The sequence below is a fragment of the Flavobacterium sp. 103 genome (assembly GCF_003096795.1).
In the GTDB taxonomy this organism is placed as follows: Bacteria; Bacteroidota; Bacteroidia; order Flavobacteriales; family Flavobacteriaceae; genus Flavobacterium.
In genome coordinates this window covers 1,722,377-1,747,913 of sequence record NZ_QENX01000001.1, presented here as the reverse complement: position 1 = coordinate 1,747,913, position 25,537 = coordinate 1,722,377, and the positions used below count along the sequence as shown (strand labels likewise).

At 37.3% G+C, this 25,537-nt stretch carries 12 protein-coding genes and 1 tRNA gene; 6 read left to right on the top strand and 7 right to left on the bottom strand.

Translation table 11 applies throughout. The features are described 5' to 3' along the window. The first annotated feature begins 66 nt into the window (after window positions 1–66). The 3 genes from C8C85_RS07100 (at window position 67) to C8C85_RS18360 (ending at window position 14,713) form a co-directional block, all read left to right on the top strand. Window positions 67–5,211, top strand: a complete 5,145-nt coding sequence (locus C8C85_RS07100; RefSeq protein ID WP_116796447.1) for a T9SS sorting signal type C domain-containing protein — start codon at window positions 67–69, stop codon at window positions 5,209–5,211. A 287-nt stretch (window positions 5,212–5,498) separates the two neighbouring features. Further along, on the top strand, window positions 5,499–11,543 hold the full coding sequence (locus C8C85_RS07095) for a fibronectin type III domain-containing protein (RefSeq protein ID WP_116796446.1): 6,045 nt from the start codon (window positions 5,499–5,501) through the stop codon (window positions 11,541–11,543). Window positions 11,544–11,791: 248 nt separating this feature from the next. Beyond that, the gene (locus tag C8C85_RS18360; RefSeq protein WP_133243375.1) at window positions 11,792–14,713 is read left to right on the top strand and encodes a T9SS sorting signal type C domain-containing protein; all 2,922 of its coding nucleotides are present in this window, start codon (window positions 11,792–11,794) and stop codon (window positions 14,711–14,713) included. A gap of 70 nt (window positions 14,714–14,783) precedes the next feature. Here C8C85_RS18360 and bioB read toward each other — a convergent pair whose 3' ends face one another. The 3 genes from bioB to C8C85_RS07075 all read right to left on the bottom strand — a co-directional run bounded on the left by bioB (window position 14,784) and on the right by C8C85_RS07075 (window position 17,744). Further along, window positions 14,784–15,869, bottom strand: a complete 1,086-nt coding sequence (bioB, locus tag C8C85_RS07085; RefSeq protein ID WP_116796445.1) for a biotin synthase BioB — start codon at window positions 15,867–15,869, stop codon at window positions 14,784–14,786. A gap of 100 nt (window positions 15,870–15,969) precedes the next feature. Next, window positions 15,970–16,407, bottom strand: coding sequence for a hypothetical protein (locus C8C85_RS07080; protein WP_116796444.1), 438 nt, complete (start codon window positions 16,405–16,407; stop codon window positions 15,970–15,972). A gap of 392 nt (window positions 16,408–16,799) precedes the next feature. Beyond that, entirely contained in the window at window positions 16,800–17,744 is a 945-nt protein-coding gene (locus C8C85_RS07075; RefSeq protein ID WP_116796443.1) for a bifunctional riboflavin kinase/FAD synthetase, read from the bottom strand. A gap of 657 nt (window positions 17,745–18,401) precedes the next feature. On the opposite strand from C8C85_RS07075, the gene C8C85_RS07070 reads away from it, so the two are divergent. After that, window positions 18,402–21,134 (top strand): reprolysin-like metallopeptidase, encoded by a 2,733-nt coding sequence (locus C8C85_RS07070; RefSeq protein ID WP_116796442.1) that lies wholly within the window; start codon window positions 18,402–18,404, stop codon window positions 21,132–21,134. Between the two features lie 58 nt (window positions 21,135–21,192). Here C8C85_RS07070 and pth read toward each other — a convergent pair whose 3' ends face one another. After that, window positions 21,193–21,864, bottom strand: coding sequence for an aminoacyl-tRNA hydrolase (gene pth, locus C8C85_RS07065; protein ID WP_116796441.1), 672 nt, complete (start codon window positions 21,862–21,864; stop codon window positions 21,193–21,195). A gap of 96 nt (window positions 21,865–21,960) precedes the next feature. Here pth and C8C85_RS18435 point away from each other — a divergent pair, with 96 nt between their 5' ends. Further along, complete coding sequence (locus tag C8C85_RS18435) at window positions 21,961–22,125, top strand: hypothetical protein (RefSeq protein WP_165818104.1); 165 nt, start codon at window positions 21,961–21,963, stop codon at window positions 22,123–22,125. Between the two features lie 12 nt (window positions 22,126–22,137). Here C8C85_RS18435 and C8C85_RS07060 read toward each other — a convergent pair whose 3' ends face one another. Together C8C85_RS07060 and C8C85_RS07055 are read right to left on the bottom strand one after the other, a co-directional pair. Beyond that, window positions 22,138–22,746: a 50S ribosomal protein L25/general stress protein Ctc gene (locus C8C85_RS07060; RefSeq protein WP_116796440.1), complete on the bottom strand. Its 609-nt coding sequence runs from the start codon at window positions 22,744–22,746 to the stop codon at window positions 22,138–22,140. A gap of 94 nt (window positions 22,747–22,840) precedes the next feature. Then, window positions 22,841–23,782: a ribose-phosphate pyrophosphokinase gene (locus tag C8C85_RS07055; protein ID WP_116796439.1), complete on the bottom strand. Its 942-nt coding sequence runs from the start codon at window positions 23,780–23,782 to the stop codon at window positions 22,841–22,843. A 290-nt stretch (window positions 23,783–24,072) separates the two neighbouring features. Between C8C85_RS07055 and C8C85_RS07050 the strand changes: the two genes are divergently transcribed. Then, a tRNA-Leu gene (locus C8C85_RS07050) sits at window positions 24,073–24,152 on the top strand. Window positions 24,153–24,206: 54 nt separating this feature from the next. Here the strand turns inward: C8C85_RS07050 and C8C85_RS07045 are convergent. Continuing rightward, window positions 24,207–25,484, bottom strand: coding sequence for a hypothetical protein (locus tag C8C85_RS07045; protein ID WP_116796438.1), 1,278 nt, complete (start codon window positions 25,482–25,484; stop codon window positions 24,207–24,209). Window positions 25,485–25,537: the final 53 nt, after the last annotated feature.

The window sequence follows — 25,537 nt, the reverse complement described above, 5'->3', positions numbered from 1 at the left end:
AATACCAACTGATTGAAATCAGGTTCATTAGCAAAAATAAATTAGATTCTAAATACCACCCCCTATATGACTAGAATATTACTTAGGAAAATCCTTTTTTCATTTTTATTATTTTTTACATTATATACTAATGGCCAAACTTTTGTAGGTCCCGGTACAGATTGGAATACGGCTTCAAACTGGTCCCCTTCTGGAGTTCCTTCGACTTCTATTTCGGGAATTATTATAATTAATTCGAATGTTAATGTTGCGAGTATCTCTGTCAAAAATAATGGTGAACTTATTGTTAATTCTCCTGCAGTTTTAACTGTTGGATCAATTGGTAATTCTGCATCTACACAGGTGGTAGATTTTCAAAACGGTTCTAAAGTTACTGTAAATTCAGGAGCGTCAATGATAGTGTATGGTTTGTTGAATAACAGCAATAATAGTAATAATGTTAAGTTTGACGGAGCGGTAAGCGTAGATGGGAATGTTACAGTTGGTAATGGTTCTACAATTACTGGTTCAGGAAGTTTGTCTACAACAGGAACAGTTACGGGTGGCGGTACAGTTTTTGGAACTGGAGATGATTGTACCAGTGGGAATGGATGTAATTATGGTTGTTCTGTCAATACTATTTCAGCTTCTCAGACGATTTGTTCCGGCAGTACAGCAACTCTTACAGGGAATGCGGGTACGGGCTATTCTTATCAATGGCAATCTAGTACAACTTCTTCTTCAACAGGATTTAGTAATATTTCAGGGGCAACAGGAAATAATTATACATCATCAGCATTAACAACAACGACTTATTACAGACGTATTGTGACTGTGTCAGGTTGTTCATCTTCAAATTCAAATGTTGTTAAAGTTACGCCAACCCCATTACCTGCTGCGCCAACTAGCTTAGGTGGATGGAGTCCAAGTTGTAATGGTTATGTTGTAAGTTGGAGTGGGTCTGCTACAAAGTTTTATTTAGATGTGTCGACGACCAGTACATTCGATGTGGGGACTATTGTTTCGGCTTACGATAATAAAGATGTGGGTAATGTAAATAATGTAACATTAACTGGATTAACTTCAAATACTACATATTACTTTAGAGTTAGGGCATTTGTTTCTTCTTGTTTAAGTAATAATTCTTCCACAGGAACTTTTACGACATTGACAATAGCTACTCCAACAAATATTAGAGGAGATAATGCTAGCTGGTGTAGTTATATAGCAAGATGGGATGGTTCTGCTACAAAGTTTTATTTGGACGTGGCAACCAGTAATACATTTTCTGTTGGAACTATGGTCTCAGCTTATAGTAATAAAGATGTCGGAAACGTAAACAATTTAACTTTATCTGGATTGACACCAAATACGGTTTATTATTTTAGAGTTAGACGCCTAGAATCTTGCGGTTTGAGTGATAATTCGGCTGTAGGTAGTTTTACAACCTTATCCATACCCACACCTACAGCCAATACAGGATATGCTAATTGTAATGATTGGATGGCTCAATGGAACAACGCTAGTGTAGATGGGTATTATTTAGATGTTGCAATAGATAATGCATTTACAAATTATGTAAGCGGTTATCAAAATTTAGATGTGGGGAACGTTAGTGCATATAATATAACTGGTTTAGCTCGTGGAGGAACTTATTATTATAGAGTAAAATCAAAAACCAGTTGTGGGTTTGGGGGGTATTCTAATGTAGTTACCTTTGTAGAAAAGGGTAATAATTCTTCTAATCCAGGAACAATTTCTGGAGCAGCATCGATTTGTGTTGGAGCGAGCACTACATTTACAAACAGCGGAAGTAATCCTTCAAATGGTACTTGGTCTATTTTTAATCAATCTGGAGCAGCAACTATTACGAGTGCTGGGGTTGTTACAGGAACATTGGCTGGTGTTGTTAGCGTAGTTTATACGGTAGGTACTGGCTGTTTATCTTCTACATCAAAATTATTAACAATTGATGGCGGAAGCGTTTCAGCTGCGTCATCAACTCCAACGGTTTGTTTCAATACAGCAATAACTCCAATAACCCATGTAACGAGTGGGTTTACAGGAATTGGGAGTTCAACAAATTTGCCAGCTGGTGTGAGTGCATCTTTTGCATCAAATATTATTACTATTAGTGGAACTCCAACAGCATTAGGAACATTTAATTACAGCATTTCATTAATGGGCGGTTGTGGAGGTGTTAACGCTACAGGAACTATTACAGTAAATGCATCGCCAACAATTGTTGCAATTTCAGCACCAGCTGCACTGTGCTCAAGTGGTTCGTTGAATCCAACAGCACCAGTGGTTATAGTTAATGGTTCAGCAGTTACGGCATCAGGCTGGCAACTGGAAACAGCAGTTTCTAATGGATCATTTGTAAATCAAACAATGCCTTATACGGTTGCCTTTGCTGACAATGGTAAAAAGATTAGATATTATGCCACTAACGGTTGCGGTACAACAAATGGCAATGCGGTAACTGTAACAGTAAATCCGAATTTGCCTGCAAGTGTGACTATTGCAGCTTCAACAGCAACAACAATTTGTGCGGGGACCTCAGTAACTTTTACCGCCAGTCCAATCAATGGAGGAGCCCCTACGTACCAATGGTACAAAGGAGGCACCCCAATTTCAGGGGAAACAGCAGCTACATATACAACATCCACTTTGGCAAATGGTGATGCAGTTTCCGTAGTTATGACATCGACTGCGACTCCTTGTTTGACAGGCAGTCCGGCAACTTCGAATACTATAATAATGACAGTGAACGCAACTCCGATAGCTCCAGTTCTAAACAATGTGGTTTTGGGCTGTACGGATACTTCTGCTAATGAAGCTTGGGCTGCGGTTCTAAATAGTACCGATTACCGATTTGATCTTTCTCTAGATTCTTCATTTGGGACTTTTGTAACAGGATATCAAAATGTTTCTGTTGCACCATCAGCTACGCCTTCAGCTACTGTAAACGGATTAATGCCAGGAGTAACCTATTATGTCAGAGCACGTACTGTAGGCAGTTGCGGAACTAGTGCTAATTCAAATACAGCCACTATTTCGGTGCCTATTACTATAACCACAGATGGCGGACTTACCTGGTCTAATGGTATGCCGGATAGCACCAAAAAAGTTGTTTTTATAGGTAACGCCAAGATAACAACCCAATTAAATGCCTGTTCATGCCAAATTGACCCAGCAGCAAATGTGGTTGTTGGAGTTCCAGTTTTAGATCCATCATATTTACCGGGTAAGAATGCAGCTGCTATTTTAAAAATTCAAAACGGATTGCACGTTGATCCAACAGGTAGTTTAACCTTTGAGAACAATGCAAGTTTGATCCAAGTAAATGAGACAAGGGGTTTAAATACCGGAAAAATCATCTACAAGCGAGAAACTGCTCCGATGAAGAATTTCGATTATACCTATTGGTCATCACCGGTGGAAGATCAAGTTTTGTTTACCTTGTCTCCAAATACATTATTGGATAAATACATGAGTTATTCAATGAACAAATGGGTAGTTGAAATGTCTGGGGCGAGCATGATGAATCCTCCAGGGAAAGGATTTATTATTCGGGTTCCAAAGCCACAATTCTGGCCAAATCCGCTGGCAACAACTTATATTCAACCGGTACAGTTTGAAGGAGTTCCAAATAATGGTGCATATACCTTACCAATTGATCCAACTGGGTATAGCAACCTGATCGGGAATCCCTATCCGTCGGCTATGAGTGCTGATGATTTTTTAATTGAAAACGCGGTTACAAATACCAGAGTTGAGGGAACGATTCGATTGTGGACGCACACTACCGACATAACGAACCAAAAATATGCTGGTGCGGATTATGCATCTTATAATATTTTAGGAGGGGTGACTACCGGGAATGGTATCGTAATTCCATCAGGTAATATAGCGGCCGGTCAATCTTTCTTTGTAAAAAGCGTTGATGGTGGATCTGTTGTCTTGAAAAATAGTATGCGAGTTGGCGTTTCAGGAGAAAATGCTCAATTTTTTAAAGGAACAAAATCAAAAAATACTTCAATTGAGAAACATCGTGTTTGGTTGAGTTTAAGCAATACGGAAGGAGCTTTCAAAGAATTGCTGGTAGGATATGCTACAGGTGCTACTAATGGGGCCGATAATGCTTATGATGGGGCGTCTAGCACCAGTTATAAATACGTTGATTTTTACAGTATTAATAACAATGCCAATTATATTATACAAGGACGTGCTGTTCCATTTGACAAAACGGACAAAGTGCCGTTGGGTTATAAATCGACATTAGAAGGAACTTTTGTGATAAGCATTGATAAAGTAGACGGAGTTCTGGCCACGCAGCCTGTTTTTATTGAAGATAAATTGAACAATGTTATTCATAATTTGAAGGATGGACCCTATTCATTCACTACTGTTGCGGGAGTTTTTGATAATCGTTTTGTGTTGCGTTATACTGATAATACTCCAGTTGTAACACCGCCGGTTGTAGTCGTTCCTCCAGTAGTGGTTGAACCTCCAGTAGTTGTAGCTCCTCCTGTGGTAGTAGCTCCTCCTGTGGTAGTAGAGCCACCGGTTATTGTAGTACCCCCAGTGGTAGTTGATCCTCCTGTAGTAGTTGTGCCGCCAGTAGTGGTAGAACCACCAGTTGTTGTAACGCCTCCTGTAGTGATTGATCCCCCTATTGCTGTAACGCCACCTGTTGTTATAGATCCACCAGTTGTTGTTACGCCTCCTATTGTTGTAACTCCTCCTGTAGTTGTAGATCCTCCTATTGTTGTAACGCCTCCAGTAGTTGTAGATCCACCGATTGTTGTAACGCCTCCGGTGATAGTCGAACCTCCTGTAGTAGTTATGCCTCCAGTTGTTGTAGATCCACCGATTGTTTCAACGCCACCGGTAGTTGTAGTTCCGCCTGTTGTTGTAACACCTCCCGTGATAGAAATACCTCCTGTAACTGGTTTGGATCCGACATTGGAAAACCCATCTTTTGATAAAAAAGGGAAATCGGTTATAGTTTCTGTGAAAAATCATCAAATAAAAATTAATTCTTTTGATGAAACGATGGTTATGGTTATTGTTTATGACCTAAGAGGAAGGTTACTTTATGAAAATGATCATGTAAACAGTAATGAATTTATAGTGCAAGATCTCAATTCTAGCGATCAGTTTTTAATTGTTGTCACGCAATTGACAAACGGAAAATGGGTGACGAAAGAAATTATTTTTCAAAATTAATTCATAATGTAAGTTTTTTAAAATCCCATTCTGGTTATTCAGAGTGGGATTTTTTTATCAAGTTAAATAACTATATATGAATTGAATAAGTATTTCGTTTGAGTTTTAATATTTCTATAAAAGAAATAAAAACTTACTATTTTTTGAATTAACAATTGTTTAGCGAATAAAGATTGTTTTTGTCGATAAATCATTACTAATTAGTTTTATATTTGTCCAATATTGCTAATATTAATACCAACTGATTGGAAGTAGGTTTATTAGTAAAAAACATATTAGACCACTCTATGAAATTAAAATTACTTTCTTTATTTTTCTTCGTATTATTATCTAAAAACATCAGTTTTGCCCAATGTACTTTTGCAAATCAGCCTTTTAATGGTGTCGTTCAGTCCATTTGTTATAATACTGAAGTTATTGCTCCAAATGTTGGTGAAGTAGCTACTACAGGAGTGACTGTGGGTTCTTATGTTGCTGTAAATGTTACGAAAGGCTATACATATTCTATAAAAACGACAAATACCGATTTGGGATTTATAAAAAGGATAACTTTATTTGACAGTAGTGCAACAGGAGTAAGTCTTGCAACTGTTATCTCAACAGCGAATAATACAGCCATTTCTCTAGGATGGACCGCTAGTTTTACGGGCGTTTTGTATGTTCAATTCAATAATAATGGTAATAGCTGTGCATCAAGTTCGAGTGCTGATACGATTACTATAACTTATACCGGCGGAAATGACATATCCGATTCTCCAGCTACTTATGGAATCGATAGTTGGGTAGGTCATCTTTATAATTTTTCGAATGCAGTAGCTTCACCTCCTAGTGATGCTAATGCTTTTGGCAATTATCTAGGATATTTTAATGTAGGAACACAAAATTTTATTCAAAATTATGGAGGTAACGATGTGTGTTTTCCATATACGGCCAATGATGTTCCGGCCACCCTTAGAACAGATACTTTTGCGGTTAAATATAGAATGCAATCTACATTAACAGGATGTTATTTGGTGACTGTAAGAGGAGATGATGGAGTTCGTTTGACAGTGGATGGTGTTAAGGTTTTTGATAGATGGGTACAACAATCGGCCACTACTTATGATAATATTTTGGTGTATTTGAATGGTCATAGTGATCTGTTGCTTGAATATTATGAAAAAAACGGAAGTAATGATGTAAATTTTACAATGGTGCCATTTGTAGCGAGTACCAATTCAATAACTGGGCCAACACCTTCTTCAGTTTGTAGCGGTTTTGCACCTGGTGTAATTGATGGAAGCTCTTTTATTTATAATGGAGCAACGGTTAACCCAACAATAAATTTTCAATGGCAATCTTCGTCAGATAATGTTACGTGGAGCAATATTGCAGGAGCTACATCAGAAGATTATTCACCGCCAGCCACTACCACAACAACTTTGAATGTACCCGTTTATTATAGGCGAGTTGTTTCGGCAGTAGCGGCAACAGCCTCAAGTTGTGTTTATAATAGTAATTCAATTCTTGTTACTACAAGTCCAGTGGGAACTTTGACAGTTCCTGTAGCCAATACAGTTTCTGGCGTAACCTGTTCTCAAGTCGTTGCCAATTGGTCAGCATCTACTAACGCATCGAGTTATTTATTAGATGTGGCTACAGATTCTGGTTTTACCATTATTTTGCCTTCTTATTCTAATTTAAATGTTGGTAATGTAACTACTTACACTATTACTAATTTACCTCCGGCTGCTACTTATTATTATAGAGTTCGTGCTATGAATGGATGTAATACGACGGCGAGCTCAGGAACTATATCTTTTACAACATCCGCTTTTGTGCCTACAACATCGGCAGGAACTTATCAAATATGCGTAGACAGCCTAACTTTAAATACTATTGCAACGGCCTCTGTTAATTCAGGACAATATGTTACTCTTGATGTGGTTCAGGGTTTTACGTATACTTTTTCTGTAGGGGATGTTTTTTCTGGGCTTAATGAAAGTTTAAATATTTTGGATGCTTCAACCAATAACAATGTAAGCCCGACGGCATTTTCATCGGCGCCAACAGGAACGTCGATTACTTGGAAGGCTACATTTTCTGGATCGATTAATGTTGTGTTGTTTAGTAACGATTGTTCAAATAGTGGAGCAACAGGAGGATCTTTACAATTAAAATTAATTAGCGTAGGGAATACTTTAGATTTGCAAACAGCAGTTGGAACTAATACATGGGTGGGCCATGTTTATAATTGGACGGGAGGGGTGCCCCCAGGAGGAGCATCGCCATCGGCACTAGCAGCAAGTTCCCCTTTTGTAAATGCGAATTATGTAGGTTATTATAATGAAGGTGCAGAAACTATAGCTCAAGGTTTTGGAGGTGATCCCTCATGTTTTAAGACATATAGTAATGGGGTTAATAGAACCAATATTTATGCGGATAAATTTGCAGTGCGTTATAGAATGAAATCGACTAAACCTGCTGGTTGTTATATTGCTACAATGAATGGTGATGACGGAATTCGTTTGTATGTGGATGGTGCATTGGTTTTTGATGCTTGGAAAGATCAAGGAAATACAGTTTACGGCAGCGTTTTGATCTATTTGAATGGGAATAGTGATTTGGTTTTTGATTATTACGAAAATGGAGGAGGGAATGTTGTAGGTTTTAGTTTGACTCCTTTTGTTGTAAGTCAGAATACAATAACGGCTCCAAATCCTGCATTGCTTTGTAGTGGAACAACTCCGAATGCTATCACAGGAACACTTACTTATAATGGAGCGACTGCCAATCCAACTATCAATTTTCAATGGCAATCGTCACCAGATAATAGTACATGGACAGATATAGCAGGAGCAACATCACAAAATTATACTCCGGTTGCTGTTACAACAACAACTTTAAATGTCACTGTTTATTATAGAAGAGTTGTGGTTGGTTCAAGTACGGCTACTTCGGGTTGTACTTATACGAGTAATGTCATTTCGATAACAACCAGTCCGGGAATAGCGGCAGCACCTTTATCTCCAGTTGGTTCTGCAGCTACTTGTAATCAATTAACAGCCAATTGGACTGCATCAAGTAATGTGACTAGCTACCGTTTAGATGTTTCTACCTCAAATACTTTTGCGAGTTTTGTAGCAGGTTATAATAATTTGAACGTTGGAAATGTGATAGCTTACAATGTAACGGGTCTAACAGCAGGCATTACTTATTATTTTAGGATTCGCGCTGTAAATGGTTGCGGTACCAGTGTAGATTCAGCTACAGGAACATATGCTACTTTGCCTGCAACACCTGCACAACCGGGTATTATAGCAGGTACAACTCCTCAATGTCCTTCATTGACGGGACAAGTTTACAGCATAGCTGCTGTTACCAATGCTTCAACATATAACTGGACAGTCCCAACAGGTTGGGTTATAACAGGAGGTGCCGGTACCACAAGTATTACTGTGACTACAGGTACATCTGGACAAAGCGGGAATATTGGTGTTGCGGCTGTAAATAGTTGTGGGACTAGCGCTGTGAGAAATCTTGCTGTAACAGTAGTTGCTACCGCAAGTGTAGGAGGAACTTTAGGGGGTAGCGCAACGGTTTGTTCAGGCACAAATAGTACTTTGTTTACACTATCTGGCTATACAGGTACTATTCAAAGTTGGGAATCATCTACCGATAATTTTGTGTCCATAGTTACACCTATAGGCATTACCACAACAACATATACCGCTGCAAATTTGACTAGTACTACTCAATATAGAGTAGTTGTAAAAAATGGTGGAAGTTGTGCCGTGAACTCAACAATTGGTACGGTTACCGTTACACCTACCTTAACGGCTGCCAGTGTTCTGCCAAACAGTGGGCAATCTATTTGTGCCAATGGATCTGGAACTCTTTTGACAATTACAGATACAGGCGGCGGTGCAATTACTCATCAATGGGGAAAACGTGCTGTTTCAGGCGGAACTATTACGAATATATCAGGAGCTACGGGATCAACTTATACTCCAACAGGAGTTGATTTAACTCCGGGTACCTGGTTTGTAGTTTGTACATCAACACCAGCATGTGGCAGTTCTATAATCTCAAATGAAGTTCAGGTTGTCGTAAATGCAATTCCTGCAGCACCTACAGTCGGTCCGATTGTGCAACCCAGCTGTACTGTAAATATTGGCTCTGTTTTGTTAACGGGATTACCCGTTTCTGGGACACTTAATCCTGGAAATATTACCTATTCTGGAACGAGTTATACTGTGAATGGCTTATCGTCAGGGACATATTATTATACCGTTTCAAATGGCACTTGTTCATCATTGTCATCTGCAGCTGTTTCAATAAATGCAACTACTACCAATACTTGGAATGGTTCTTCTTGGTCTGCAGGAACACCTACAACATCTCAAAGTCTTGTTTTTAATGGTAATTATAGCTTAACTGGGGATATTCAGGGTTGTTCGTGTCAGGTGAATTCTGGCTTTACCGTAACTATCCCTAGCGGAAATACAATGACAATCACCAATGCGGTAACTAATGGAGGTATTTTAATTTTCGAGAACAATGCAAGTTTGATTCAGTTGAATGATGGTGCTGTTAATACCGGAAAAATTATTTACAAGAGGGAAACGACACCAATGAAGAATTTTGATTATACGTATTGGTCATCACCGGTAAAAGACCAAGTTCTGAATGTATTATCTCCGAATACTTTATTTGATAAGTACATGAGTTACTCGATGAATAAATGGGTAGTTGAGCCAGCTACAAGCACTATGAATGGTCCAGGGAAGGGATTTATTATACGTGTTCCTAAGCCTCAATTTTGGCCAGACCCTATGGCAACTACTTATATTCAGCCGGTACAGTTTGAAGGAGTTCCAAATAATGGCGTATATACTTTGCAAATTGATCCAATAGGATATAGTAACCTGATCGGGAATCCATATCCATCGGTTATGAGTGCCGATGACTTTTTAATGGAAAATAGTGTCAATAATACTAGGCTAGAGGGAACCATTCGTTTATGGACGCATAGTTCGAGTATAGCGAACCAAAAATATGCTGGTGCGGATTATGCCTCTTATAATTTGACAGGGGGCACGGCGGCGGTTACCGGTGGTGAACAACCTTCCGGTAATATAGCGGCAGGCCAATCTTTTTTTGTAAAAAGTGCTGGAGCCGGCCCCGTAGTTTTTAACAATAGTATGCGAGTAGTTATTCATTCAGGAGATAATTCGCAATTTTTTAAAGGAACAAAATCAAAGAAGACTTCAATTGAGAAGCATCGCGTTTGGTTGAGTTTAAGCAATACAGAAGGAGCTTTCAAAGAATTGCTGGTAGGATATGCTACAGGTGCTACCAATGGAGCCGATAATGCTTATGACGGAGCGTCTAGTACCAGTTATAAATACGTTGATTTTTACAGTATTAATAATAATGCCAATTATATTATACAAGGACGTGCTGTTCCATTTGACAAAACGGACAAAGTGCCGTTGGGTTATAAATCGACATTAGAAGGAACTTTTGTGATAAGCATTGATAAAGTAGACGGAGTTCTGGCCACGCAGCCTGTTTTTATTGAAGATAAATTGAACAATGTCATTCATAATTTAAAGGATGGACCCTATTCATTCACTACTGTTGCGGGAGTTTTTGATAATCGTTTTGTGTTGCGTTATACTGATAATACTCCAGTTGTAACACCGCCGGCTGTAGTCGTTCCTCCAGTAGTGGTTGAACCTCCAGTAGTTGTAGAACCTCCGGTTGTGGTTGTGCCTCCTGTTGTCATAACGCCTCCTGTTGTTGTAGAACCTCCTGTCGTTGTAACACCGCCCGTAGTTTTAGAACCTCCAGTAGTGGTTGTGCCTCCTGTTGTTGTAGATCCCCCGATTGCAGTAACACCTCCAGTGTCGGTTGAGTCACCAGTTGTTGTAATACCACCAGTTGTTGTAATACCACCGGTAGTAGATTCTCCAGTTGTGGTTGTTCCTCCTGTTGTAGTTACGCCTCCAGTAGTAGTTGATCCACCAGTTGTTGTAACACCTCCAGTGATAGTAATTCCTCCGGTAAGTGGTTTGGATCCGACTTTGGGAAATCCATCTTTCGAGAAAAAAGATAAATCGGTTATTGTATCGGTGAAAGATCGTCAAATAAAAGTTAACTCTTTCGATGAAACAATTGCCACGTTGATGGTTTATGACTTGAGAGGAAGGTTGCTTTACAAGAATGACAATGTGAATAAAAATGAGTTTATTATTCAGAATTTAACCTCAAGTGATCAATTTTTAATTGTTGTGACCCAATTGGTAAACGGTAAGTGGGTGACGAAAGAAATTATCTTTAAAAATTAATCTATATATACTACAATTTGCAATCCCATTCTGGTTATTCAGAATGGGATTTTTTTGTTTTTAGTATTTAATGATTTCAAAATAGTTAATATAAATTAAGATACCCGAGGCGATATTTATCATTGGCACGCGAGGAGTAATTTGTTTTCATGTAAGAAATTAAATTAAAAATTATAAATACATTATAATATAATTCTTATTTTAGTATTGTGTTATTGTTTTTATGGGATTAATTCAATATTATGTTTATGAAAAAAAAAATTTTCGTTTTGCTGATTTTTATTTCTTCACCTATTTTAATTTTTGGACAATCTATATTTGATAATCCTATCAATGGAGTCAATCCTGATGAATCAAATCCTTACATTATTGGACAAATTGTAGATCCAAATATTACGGTTAGCGGTATTGGTAGAGGTACTGGAATATATGGTATAAATACAAATAATAGGTATAATGGCAGAGGCTGGAAATCGGATGTGTTAGATCCTAATGCTTATTTTGAGTTTACACTAATTCCAAATACAGATAAAAAAATTGATTTTATTAGTTTTGTATATACAGGACAAGTGTCTATAAATGGCCCCACTCTTTTTGCTTTTCGTTCCAGTCTAGATAATTTTACATCAGATATAGGTGTTGTTACGGCAACGGGTTCAACAGTTTCTTTGTCTGCTACTGAATTTCAAAATGTAGCTTCTTCCATTACCTTTAGATTATATGGTTGGGCAGCCAATATGGGAACAGGGACTTTTAGTGTTAATGATTTTCAATTTAATGGTAATATATCTTGTGCAGCTCCACAAATACCTATATTGCCGGAAACAAGTCTTAGCTGTTCATCGACTTCTTTTGCGTTGAATTGGTCAGCTTCTTTACAAGCTTCAAATTATTTTATCGATGTGGCTACTGATTCTGGTTTTATGAATAATCTTGCAGGCTATCAAAATAAAGACTTAGCAAATGCTTTATCCGAAACTGTTGGAGGATTGACAGCAGGGAAAACTTATTATGTTCGATTGCGTTCAGCCAATAGTTGTGCCACAAGTAGTTTTTCCAATACTATAAAAGTAGCTCCACCAGAAACTATTTATGATGGGACATGGTCTAATGGTATTCCTGATGCGACCAAGAACGTACGGTTTTTAAGTGATTTTAATGTAAATACGACTCTAGAAGCTTGTTCTTGTCAAGTAGATTCGGGTATTGCAGTCCATGTAGATTCTGGCGTAGTTTTAAAGCTTGAAAATGGATTGGATGTAATGGGTAGTGGCATACTAACTTTCGAGAATAATTCGAGTTTTATTCAGATAAATAATGCCGCAGTGAATACCGGAAAAATTGTCTACAAGCGAGAAACTACGCCGATGAAGAATTTTGATTATACGTATTGGTCGTCGCCGGTACAGGATCAAGTGCTAAATGTTTTATCTCCTAATACTTTATCGGATAAATACATGAGTTATTCGATGAATAAATGGGTGATTGAGCCGGCAGCAAACACCATGAATCCTCCAGGAAAAGGATTTATTATTCGTGTTCCGAAGCCGCAATTTTGGCCAAATCCAGTGGCAGCTACTTATATTCAGCCGGTACAGTTTGAAGGGATTCCTAACAATGGAGCTTACACCTTGTCAATTGATCCAACGGGTTATAGTAACCTGATCGGAAATCCATATCCATCGGCGATGAGTGCAGATGCTTTTTTATTGGAAAACAGTATCAATAATCCCAAACTAGAGGGAACGATTCGTTTTTGGACACACAATACAGCTGTTACTAATTTGAAGTATTCGGGAACGGATTATGCTTCTTATAATTATCTAGGAGGAGTTGGAACCAGTGGTAATTTTGTGGATGCAAACGGGAACGGTGTTATGGATGCCGGAGAAGAACAAATTCTTAATAAGCCTTTAGGATATATAGCGGCGGGACAATCTTTCTTTGTGAAAAGTGCTACTGCAGTAGGGCCTGTTGTTTTTAACAATGGCATGCGTGTAGGGACTTCAGGTAAAAACGCTCAATTTTTTAAAGGGACTAGTTCCAAAACTGCTGCCATTGAGAAACATCGAGTTTGGTTGAATCTAACCAATACAGAAGGGGCTTTCAAGCAAATGTTAGTGGGTTATGCCACAGGGGCAACCAATGGTTTTGATAGTGTCTTTGATGGAAAATCACAAGACAGCAACAAATTCATTGATTTTTACAGTATCAATGAAAATACCAATTTTGTGATTCAGGGGCGTGCGGTTCCATTTGACAAAACGGATAAAGTGCCATTGGGTTATAAAACGACTATCGAAGGAGCTTTTACGATAAGCATTGACGAAGTAGACGGGCTTTTGGCTACACAGCCTGTTTTTGTTGAAGATAAAGTGACTAATGTCATTCATAATTTAAAGGACGGACCTTATTCATTCACTACAGCGGTAGGGGTTTTTAATGATCGTTTTGTGTTGCGTTACAAAGACAATACGCCAGTTGTAATTCCACCTGTGGTAGTTGAGCCTCCGGTTGTTGTCGAACCTCCAGTTGTAGTTGAGCCATTAGTTGTTGTAGATCCACCTGTTATTGTAACACCTCCAGTGGCTGTAGATTCTCCTATTGTGGTTACGCCTCCTGTGGTAGTCGAGCCCCCCATTGTTGTAACACCTCCAGTGGTAGTTGAACCACCAGTAGCTACAGAGCCACCCGTTGTTGTAACACCACCAGTGGTTGTAGATCCTCCGGTTGTGGTTACGGCTCCTGTGGTAGTCGAGCCCCCTATTGTTGTAACACCACCAGTAGCTGTAGAGCTTCCAGTAGTGATTGTGCCTCAGGTAGTTGCAGAACCTCCAGTGATGGTTGATTCACTGATTGTTGTAACACCTCCGGTGATAGAAATTCCTCCGGTAAGTGGTTTGGATCCAACATTAGAAAATCCATCTTTTGATAAAAAAGATAAATCAGTTATTGTGTCTGTTAATAACCATCAAATAAAAATCAGTTCGTTTAACGGAAATATTGGTAAAATATTGGTTTTTGATTTGAGAGGAAGATTGCTTTATGAAAAGAGTAATATCGAGAAAGAGCAATTTGTTATCTCAGATTTAATTCCAAAGCATCAAATTTTAATTGTAAAAACGGTTTTTGGCAGTAGTATCAGTCGCATTGATAAAATCCTTTTTTAATTTATGTCAAATAACTAAAAAACCCCATTTTCATGTCGAAAATGAGGTTTTACTATTCTGATAAAAAGATTTATTTTCCTTTTATGGATGCTTCCAAGTTTTTTTCAATCGTATGACCTGGTCTAGTCCATTTTGGTTTTTCACCAAGTGATTCAAATTGTGAATCTACTGCTTCAACAGTTGGTCGCTGTGCTGCTTTTTTAAATGGTTTTTGAGGTTTTAAGCCTAATAAATCAAACATTTTCATGTCTTCATTAACATCAGGATTTGGTGTTGTAAGTAATTTGTCTCCGGCAAAAATAGAGTTGGCTCCAGCAAAGAAACACATGGCTTGCCCTTCGCGGCTCATATTCATTCTTCCAGCTGATAAACGGACTTGAGTTTCTGGCATTACAATTCTCGTGGTAGCAACCATTCGAATCATTTCCCAAATTTCCACCGGTTTTTCATCTTCCATCGGAGTGCCTTCTACAGCTACTAAAGCATTGATCGGAACCGATTCCGGTTGAGGGTTTAAAGTGGAAAGTGCCACAAGCATTCCTGCTCTGTCTTCTATGCTTTCTCCCATTCCAATAATTCCTCCGCTACAAACCGTAACACTGGTTTTACGAACGTTTTCTATAGTTTGCAAACGATCTTCAAATCCACGAGTCGAGATAACTTCTTTATAGTAGTCCTCTGAAGTGTCTAAGTTGTGATTGTAAGCGTAAAGACCAGCTTCTGCCAATCGTTGAGCTTGGTTTTCGGTAATCATACCCAAGGTACAACATACTTCCATATCCATTTTGTTAATAGTACGAACCATTTCCAAAACTTGGTCAAACTCAGGACCATCCTTTACGTTTCTCCAAGCGGCTCCCATACATACACGGGAAGAACCGCCAGATTTGGCTCTAAGAGCCTGTGCTTTGACTTGGTTTACTGACATTAAATCATTTCCTTCAACCCCTGTGTTGTATCTCGCTGCTTGTGGGCAATAGCCACAATCTTCAGAACAGCCACCAGTTTTAATGGAAACCAAAGTAGAAACCTGAACCACGTTTGGGTCGTGGTGTTCCCGATGGATCGTAGCTGCTTCAAAAAGCAAATCCATCATGGGTTTATTATAAATAGCAATAATTTCTTCTTTCGTCCAGTTGTGTTTTGTGATACTCATCGATCCTTTATTTTGATGCCCCAAAAGTAATCAAATTGTTCTAAAGAAGCAATGTGCAAGGCTTAAAAAGACTTACTGTGAATAGTTTGAAAAAAGGAGTTTAATCGGCTATAAATTTGTCGTTATAGTAAAGTATTAATAGCAAAGTTACAATTACTGACGAGGCAATTCCTTCGAAAAACAATGAAAAGCAATACATATTGATGGAAGGATGGCCACCGAATAAAAAACTCTCCGATAAATTATGGATATAAGCATCGCCACCTCTCATATAGCTGTAAACCAGTAGTCCAACAACAGATAAAACAACACCGATTAAGCAAGTGGTTAAGGCAGCCAATATATTGGGTACAAATTTTGTCTTGCCGTGGGAAACCCTTGAGCGCAACGTGTCATTTACGGCATATATAACGAAGAACACATTCATCAACCTCAAATAGAAAATATTGGATAAACCCAAAAATTCCATTAAAAGAAAATAGGTTCCTATTGATATAAAGATGAAGAACCCGTTTTTAATTTCTTTTTTTACTTTCATGGCGTAGTTTTTTAAAAGTTAGAAATTCAATATGTATTTGGAAATCAGATATGTTGACATAAATTTACAAAAAATAAACGAAATCGATGTAATTAATTGCAGAAGAGTTTTATGTCCGCATTTTTGAAAAGTAATGTGAATTAATAGCTTGTAAAATCGTTTACTGCGTCAGTTCGCTAAAGCTCGTGTGGGAGTGCCACCATAAAGCAAAGGGACTAAATCATGCCGATGATTTGGTCCCTTTGCTTTATGGTGTCGGGCTATCCGCGCTACTTCGGTAGCTTGCTCTTATCCCTCACTCGAGACCAAGACGTTTGGTTTATTTTTTCAACGATAATTATAGATTGGTCTTGCCCAAATCGAGCATACTTATTCTTAAAGTAAATAGTAATTTATTGTTTTTTAAAATATGCCAAAGCTGTATTTCTGTCTTTTTCCAATTGCTCTTTTAAAAGCGCAACCGAATCAAACTTTTCTTCAGAACGGATTCTTTCCAATATGGAAACGGTGATTTTTTGATCGTATAAATCTTCATTAAAATCAAAATAATTGATTTCGATAGTTTGATTTTTGCCATCAACAGTTGGGTTAAAACCTATGTTCATCATTCCCAACACCATTTTTGAGTTTATAATGCTTTTGACAATGTAAACACCGTTTTTTGGAATGAGTTTGAAGTTTTCTTCCAGTTTTAAATTGGCAGTAGGAAAACCAATAGTTCTGCCCAGTTGTTTTCCTTTGGCTATAATTCCTGTTAATGAATAATTGTAACCCAAGAACTCATTGGCCAAAGCCACATTACCCTCGATTAAAGCCTGTCTTATTTTTGTGGAACTTACAGATACCTCCTTGATTTCCTGAGCTGAAATTTCTTCCACCTCAAAATCATATTGTTTCCCAAAAGCTTTTAAATCATCTATATTGGCAGTTCTATTGCGCCCAAATCGATGATCATGACCAATTATTATTTTATGGATATGAAATTGGTCAACAAGGATATTTTTTACAAATTCCTCCGCAGTCAATCTGGAGAAACTTTCGTCAAAGGGATGAATAACTAAATTTTGGATGCCTATTTTATCCAAAAGTTCTATTTTCTCGTCTATTGTATTGAGCATTTTAATATCCGAATCCTCTTGTAAAACCATGCGAGGATGAGGGAAAAAAGTAAGTACCAAACTTTCGTATTTTTCGTTTTCAGTGTTTTGAGTGACTTTTTCCAGTATTTTTTTATGTCCAAAATGAACACCATCAAAGGTTCCTAACGTAAGAATTGTTTTTTTTGCATTATCCCCAGATGCAACTTGGAAATCGTTTATAGAATGAAAAATTTTCAAAGTACCTATTTTTAAATATTTTGCAAATTTATACTATCTATTTTAAAAAGAAGAATAAGAAGTTTCTATTTTTATTAATTGTAACCCGTTGGGTGCAATTATTTTTAAACACATAGAGACATAGAATTTATAGTTTTTAAAAGAACTTGATAGACGTTTTACTATTTACATAGTCAATCTATGTGAAAAATAGTGCTATTTCTATTCGTTCTTAAATGATTTGATATTAAATCTATGTATCTGTGTGGTTCATTTTTTAATTGAATTTCACCCAACGGGTTTATTAATTGTAATGTTCATTATGTTAATAAATCTTCAAATTAAGTATTATAACCTACTGTAATTGTTATGTTTTTCAAATCGTTTTTCAAATCGTTGTATATTCTATTGTAAATGAATTAATTTTGTGTATCAATTTTGGATTTATATAATCGAAAATGGACCTCAATTGAAAATGTTTTATTTGTTCATCTATTGGTTCGGGTTATCAAATGCGAAAAACGAAATAGAGGCAGGTGAGATAAATATAAATGAAGTTTCATACTTCAAAACACACATTATCAGTATATGAAATGAGCATGAATGTAAATTGGTCGCAAACACCAATGAAGATATGCGAATTACATATGACCGATAAAAAACAATAAATATCAGCATATGAATAGATTTCTATTTTGTTTAGGATTATTAACTGTAAGTTTTGTTGGGTTTTCTCAAGCCAGATCATCTTGGTCAGTAGTGGGTTCTTCCCAAAGGGGGATTTCTCAAAAACAGGAGGGAGATATCGGATTGGAGCATCAGCCTTTGTACACCTTAAACGTGGCCGAATTCAAACAATCACTGGAAACGCTTCATTCGGATGCATCATTGGCCAAAAGTATAGCTGTTGCAATTCCGAATAGTGCCGGTAAAATAGAACAATTTACTGTAGTGGAATCTTCTAATTTTGCTCCTGAATTGCAGGCAAAATATCCAGAAATTCGTGCCTATTCAGGAACGGGAATTACTGACCCAAAGGCGTTCATTAGTTTTAGTGTTTCACCAAGCGGTATTCAAACGATGATTTTAAGAGGTGACAGTGGTTCTGAATTTATTGATGCATTGCCAGAAAATAAATCGATGTATGCGGTTTCTACTTCAAAAAATAGGAGTAAAGGAGTTTTGCCTTTAACCTGTAAAACAAGGGATGTCGAACTGAGTAAGGATCTGACGAAGAAAACAAGTCAAGTAAAATCAAGTAATGGTGTTTTTAAAACCATGCGATTGGCGCTTTCCTGCACCGGGGAATATGCCCAATATTTTGGTGGTACAGTTGCTAATGCGTTGGCTGGGATGAATGCTACAATGACAAGGGTAAATGGGGTTTTTAATAGAGACTTGGCTGTGAAATTGATAATTATTGCCAATGATACTGATATAATTTTCACTGATCCTCTTACTGATCCTTACTCGAATGCGGCTCAAGGTGTAGAGGTAGTTGCAGGTTGTACCGGAAACAACTGTCCTGGAACTTGGAATGAAGAAGTACAAAAAACAATTACCACCAAAATAGGTGAAACCAATTATGATATTGGCCATTTATTTGGAGGCTCTGGAGGAGGCGGAGATGCAGGTTGTATCGGGTGTGTTTGTGATGCATTAACAAATACAGACTCAACACCAGTTTATACTGCAGGAAAAGGTAGTGCCTATACTTCACCATCAGACAGTAAACCAGAAGGTGATTCTTTTGATATTGATTTTGTGGCTCACGAAATGGGGCATCAAATAGGTGCAACACATACTTTTTCGTATAGTGTGGAAGGAACTGGAACAAGCGTGGAACCCGGGAGTGGCTCAACTATTATGGGATATGCAGGAATTACCAATTATGATGTTCAAAGTCAATCGGATGATTATTTTGCCTATGCCAGTATTTCTCAAATTCAGAGTAATTTGGCATCTAAATCATGTCCAGTTAGTACGACATTGAGTAATCAAACACCAACTGCCAATGCTGGAGCTGATTACACTATTCCAAAAAGTACTCCTTTTGTCTTGAATGGTTCGGCTTCAGATCCTAATGGGGACATAATGACTTATTGTTGGGAACAAAATGACTCGGCTACCAATAGTGAAAGTGATGCGAATAGTATCGCTTCTGCAACAAAAGCCAATGGCCCTAATTTTAGGTCATTTTTGCCTAGTAGCGCTACCAATCGTTATTTTCCAACTCTTAGTAAAGTGTTGGCTGGTCAATTGGTTACTACTTGGGAAGCACTTCCATCTGTGGCAAGAAATTTGAGTTTTGTATTCACTGCGCGAGATAATGCAGTTTCAGCATCTGCTCAAACCAATTCGGACGGGATGACACTTACTGTTGATGAAAATAAAGGGCCATTTGCAGTAACTTCGCAAAATATCTCTGATTCCAGTTGGGTGTTGGGCTCGTCACAAACGATAACTTGGAGCGTAAATAGTAGTAACTTATTGTTGGGAGCGACGAATGTGAATATTAAATTATCTACCGATGGAGGTTTGACTTTTCCAACCTTTTTGGCAACCAATACGCCAAATGATGGTTCTGAAGTGATTACTGCACCAACAACGGCTGCCAAGAATTGTAGAATTTTGATACAACCAACAGGGAATGTTTTTTATGCCGTAAATGGTAAGCCTTTTGCTTTGGGGTATAGTGTGGCGACTTCTTGTAATCCCTATGCTTTTGCAGGATCATACCCTATACCCGACAATGTAGCTGCTTACACTGAGAAAACTATTGTGGTCCCAGCATCGACTTCGGAAATTACAGATGTTAATTTTAGTGTTAATTTTACCCATACTTATATATCCGATGTTCAAATTGAATTGAAGAGTCCAAAAGGAACTATTGTGAAATTGTTTGATAAGTCTTGTGGCGCTACCGATAGTAGTTTGGTTTTGACTTATGATGATTTGGGTGGGGCTTTGAATTGTGGTTCAACTGCGAGTCAAACGGTCGTTCCGGCAGGAGTTTTGTCTGCTTTTAATGGGGAAAATCCAGGAGGAACATGGACGCTACGTTTTAGAGATGCTAACGCCAATGATACAGGTACAATTAATTCGGCATCTATACAGATTTGTTCAAGTTCTTATACTACTTTGGCAATACCAAGTTTTGAAATCAATGATTTTGTGTTGTATCCTAATCCAAATAAAGGAGATTTTAATATTCGTTTTTCAAGTTCCAATACGACAGCTATCAAGGTTTTTGTAACCGATATGTTAGGTCGAAAAATATACCAGAAAGAGTTTGAAAATACTGGAGATTTCAATCAGAATATTCAATTGAAGAACGCATCAACAGGAACTTATATCGTTACGGTTGTGGATGGAGATAGAAAAGGTGTTTCTAAGATTATTGTTGAATAGATTTTTAAACTTATAATAAAAAAGGGAGACATTCAAATGTCTCCCTTTTTTATTATATTTATTTTCCGTTGAATGTGGTCATGGTGTTTTCCAATCCTGCCGTTCCGAAAGATTTTATGATTTCGGAAGCGAGTTCCAGTCTTTCGGGAAGTTTTGCTTTTTCGGTATCGTCCCAATCTCCTAAAACGTAGTCAACTTGTTGCCCTTTTTTGAATTCATCACTGATGCCAAATCTAAAGCGGGTGTATTCTTGTGTGTTTAGAACGAGATTGATGTTCTTGAGTCCGTTGTGACCTCCGTCGCTGCCTTTTTTGCGGATGCGAATGGTTCCGAAAGAAAGGTTTAAATCATCGGTAATAACAAAAAGATTTTCTAGCGGAATATTTTCCTTGTCCATCCAATATTTTACGGCCTTTCCGCTTAAATTCATGTAGGTATTTGGTTTTAAAAGCAGAAAGGTTCTTCCTTTGAATTTGTATTCGGCGAGTGCGCCCAGTTTTACGGTTTCGAATGGGATTCCTTCTTTCTTTGCAAGGAAATCCACAATTTTGAAGCCAATGTTGTGTCGGGTGTTTACGTATTCGGAGCCAATGTTGCCAAGGCCAACGATTAAAAATTTCTTACTCACGGGTTTTATTGTTTTTTGGTGTTCGTGAACCTCCGGTTTCCTATTATCTGTGTTCTCTTCTGTTTTTGGTGATGAAAACAGGTTTTGTATCCATTTTATCATGCTGCAAAAATAGGTTTTATTCGATTATTGGACTAAAAGATTGTTGGATTTTTAGATTATTCACAAAAACAAAACCATAAAACCTAACTAGCCCCGATGGGAGGGAATATTCTTTTGGGAACTTTGTCAAAGTTTAAAACTTTGACAAAGTTCCCAAAAGGATTGGAAGGACAGCGGGAATCCATGCTTCCTGAAGTGCTCAATCTTTCGCTTCAACTCAAAAAAAAAGCACCAGTTGTGAAACTGATGCTTTTGATATAGATTGAAAAAGTATTATTTTTTCTTTTTTGCAGGAGCTTTTGCTGCTTTTGCTGCTTCTTGAGCTGCTTTCATAGCCGCACGAGAGATCTTCACTTGACAAATTACTGTATTGTCTGGGTGCATGATTTTGAAGTTTGGTGTTGGCACTTTAGTAACGTATAATTTGTTACCCATATCAAGAGGTGTAATATCAGCTTCAACGAAATCTGGAAGATTTTTTGGTAAAGCTTTAACTTTTAATTTACGGTTGTTCAAACGTAAATCTCCACCTGCCATAACTCCTTTAGAGTTACCAACAATTTTTACAGGAACTTCGATAGTGATTTCTTTGTCATCAAAGATTTGAAAGAAGTCAATATGTAAAATTTTGTCAGATACCGGGTGAACCTGAATATCTTGTAAAACAGCGTTGAAAGTTTTTCCTCCTTCTAATTCAATCACAACTGTGTGTGCGTTTGGAGTGTAAACCAAGTTCTTGAAAGCTATAACTTCCGCTGAAAAATGAACTGCTTGACTTCCTCCGTATAATACGCAAGGAACCAATCCAGCATTACGTAAGGCTTTAGTAGCTACTTTGCCCACGCTTTCTCTTTCTGATCCTTTAATTGTAATCGATTTCATTGTAAATATTTATATAGTTATTAATTAAACTCTTGTTTATGGATTATTCTATTGTTTGATTATTTGACAGTTCGAACAATCTAATAATCAATTCTTACATTAAGAATTTTCCGCTAATGGAATTGTTGTGGTGCACCATGTGCATTACTTCGGCAAAAAGAGGCGCACAACTCACTACTCTTATTTTGTTAGATTGTTTTTTTAACGGAATAGAATCGGTTACGATTAGTTCCAACAATTTTGAATTTTCTATTTTTTCGTAAGCACCACCTGATAAAATGGCGTGCGTACAAATAGCTCTAACGCTCAAGGCTCCTTTTTCGATCATTAAGTCGGCAGCTTTCGCCAAAGTTCCTCCTGTGTCAATCATGTCATCGACTAAGATTACATTTTTGCCTTTTACTTCTCCGATAAGCTCCATTGTTTCGATAACGTTGGCCGCTTTTCTTTGTTTGTAACAGATAACTACTTCAGAATTTAAGAATTTAGAATAAGCGTAAGCTCTTTTCGATCCTCCCATATCTGGAGATGCAATCATTAAATTATCTAGGCCTAAGCTTTCTACGTATGGTAAAAAGATAGTGGATGCAAAAAGGTGATCTACTGGTTTCTCGAAGAATCCTTGTATTTGATCAGCATGCAAATCCATAGTCATTATTCTGGTTGCACCGGCAGTTTCTAACAGTTTTGCAACTAGTTTTGCTCCAATCGGTACTCTTGGTTTGTCTTTTCTGTCTTGTCTTGCCCAACCGAAGTAAGGTATAACAGCAGTAATGTGTCTTGCTGATGCGCGTTTTGCGGCGTCAATCATCAACAATAATTCCATTAAATTATCTGCAGTTGGAAAGGTTGAGCAAACGATAAAAACACGTAACCCTCTGATTGATTCTTCGTAAGAAGGTTGAAATTCACCATCACTATAAGTAGACATGGTAACTTTCCCCATAGGGATTCCGTATTCCTTTGCAATTTTCTCTGCAAGATATTCACTTTTTGAACAAGCAAAAATTTTAGCTTCTGGTTCTAGGTGTGACATTTAATTTGTTGTTTTTATTTCGCTGCGCTTCATACAGTTCGGCTTCATCATTTGTTTAAAGCCAGAAGAATATAAATGCCTCGAGTGTAGTTAGTTGTGTGTATCGTTTTTAACGAGGTGCAAATTTAGAAAATAAAATCAACTCTGAAAGGAAAAATTTAAGTATTTTTATTAGAATGTTTAAAAATATTTTTTACATTTGCACCGTGTTAAAGGAAAAGATAATTGTTAATATTAATTGTCTCTTTATTGCGTTTGGAATGATTGTTTATTATTCCATGTCTAGCTAAGCCCGGATGGCGGAATTGGTAGACGCGCTGGTCTCAAACACCTGTGGGAAACCGTGCCGGTTCGACTCCGGCTCCGGGTACAAAAACCGCTTCGAAAGAAGCGGTTTTTTTGGTTTTATGGGGTTTTAATTCCCCTAAAATAATATCTTTTTAAGGTCTTCATACGTTTCTGGTGTTTTTTCAATCAAGTGCATTTTTATTTTTTGTCCGGAACTTTTGTTAATAATGGTGCTGAAATCATCATCTTTTATATAGGCAATCTTACCTTTATTAGTAATTCCCCAAAGTACGTTTTTATTGCTCGGATTGTATTTTACGGTTGAGGTATATCGGAATAATGCATTATTATTACTTTCTACTAAAACAATTCCGGTCAGGTGTAATGAATTCCCTTTTTCATCAACAAATATTGGATTAAATTCTCCTCCTTGAGGATAATTTATTGGGCGATCACAGTTTACAAATCCAAAATTATTTATTTCTAATGTCCGGATTATTTTTGACTCTACTTCTCGATTTTTTATTAATGAAGCATATTTCTTTTGATATATTTTTAATGCTTTATTATAATCTTTTCCTTTTTCAAATGCCAAATAACATTCGCATTTATGTTCTTCTTTATAGTTTCCTATTTTTAAAATAGATATAACTTCATAAATCCCGTTTTTCAATGGGTTTATTTTATAATCTTGTGCATCTCCTACTGAACATTTTAAAGGATCAACAGGTTCAAATAATACATTTTCATAGATTGCTATTTCTGGGTGTAATTCTTTATCAACTTCTATTTTGAAAGAATTTGAAGTAGAGACTCTTGGCATAGGTGGAATTGTTGGTGTTGATTTTAATTCTTCTTCCTTTTCTGAAAGACTTATAGAATCTTTTTCTTTCTCTATCCACTTTCCGCTAATTTTATCTAAATCGTAGGCATTGAATTCCTCAGATTTTGTCCAACTCAGCATATCTACTTTTATCTTGTTTTTCGGATTTACAAAAACTTCATTTTTATTGGATGTAGCATTTATTTCGACCATTCCGCCAGATTCAAATACTTTTTCAATTCCGTTTTCGTCATAGGTCATTGGTATTCCTGCTAAATAAAAATCTAGCGGGGAGTAGAATTCTCGAAAAGTGATGTCAACTTTGTCTTTGACAATATTGCCATCTTTGTCCAAAAATGCGTTTGAAGGTATTCTGATTTTAGTGCCTCGTGGAGTTGTTAAAACGGTTGCAGAATCAGGTTCAACTGTAAAGTTTTGATAGGCGATGTCCAACTTTGGAATTGGAGGTTTTATTATTGCAGTTCTTGAAGCTTCGCTAATTTGAGGTTCTGGTTTTTTCTTTCCTTCGCAAGAGCTGAACAATATTGTGGAGATCAATGCAAAAGCGATAATTGTGGTTTTGTTAGGCATACTTTTGTTTTTTGGGTTTAATGAATAATCTTTTGTGGTTAAGATTCAAAACT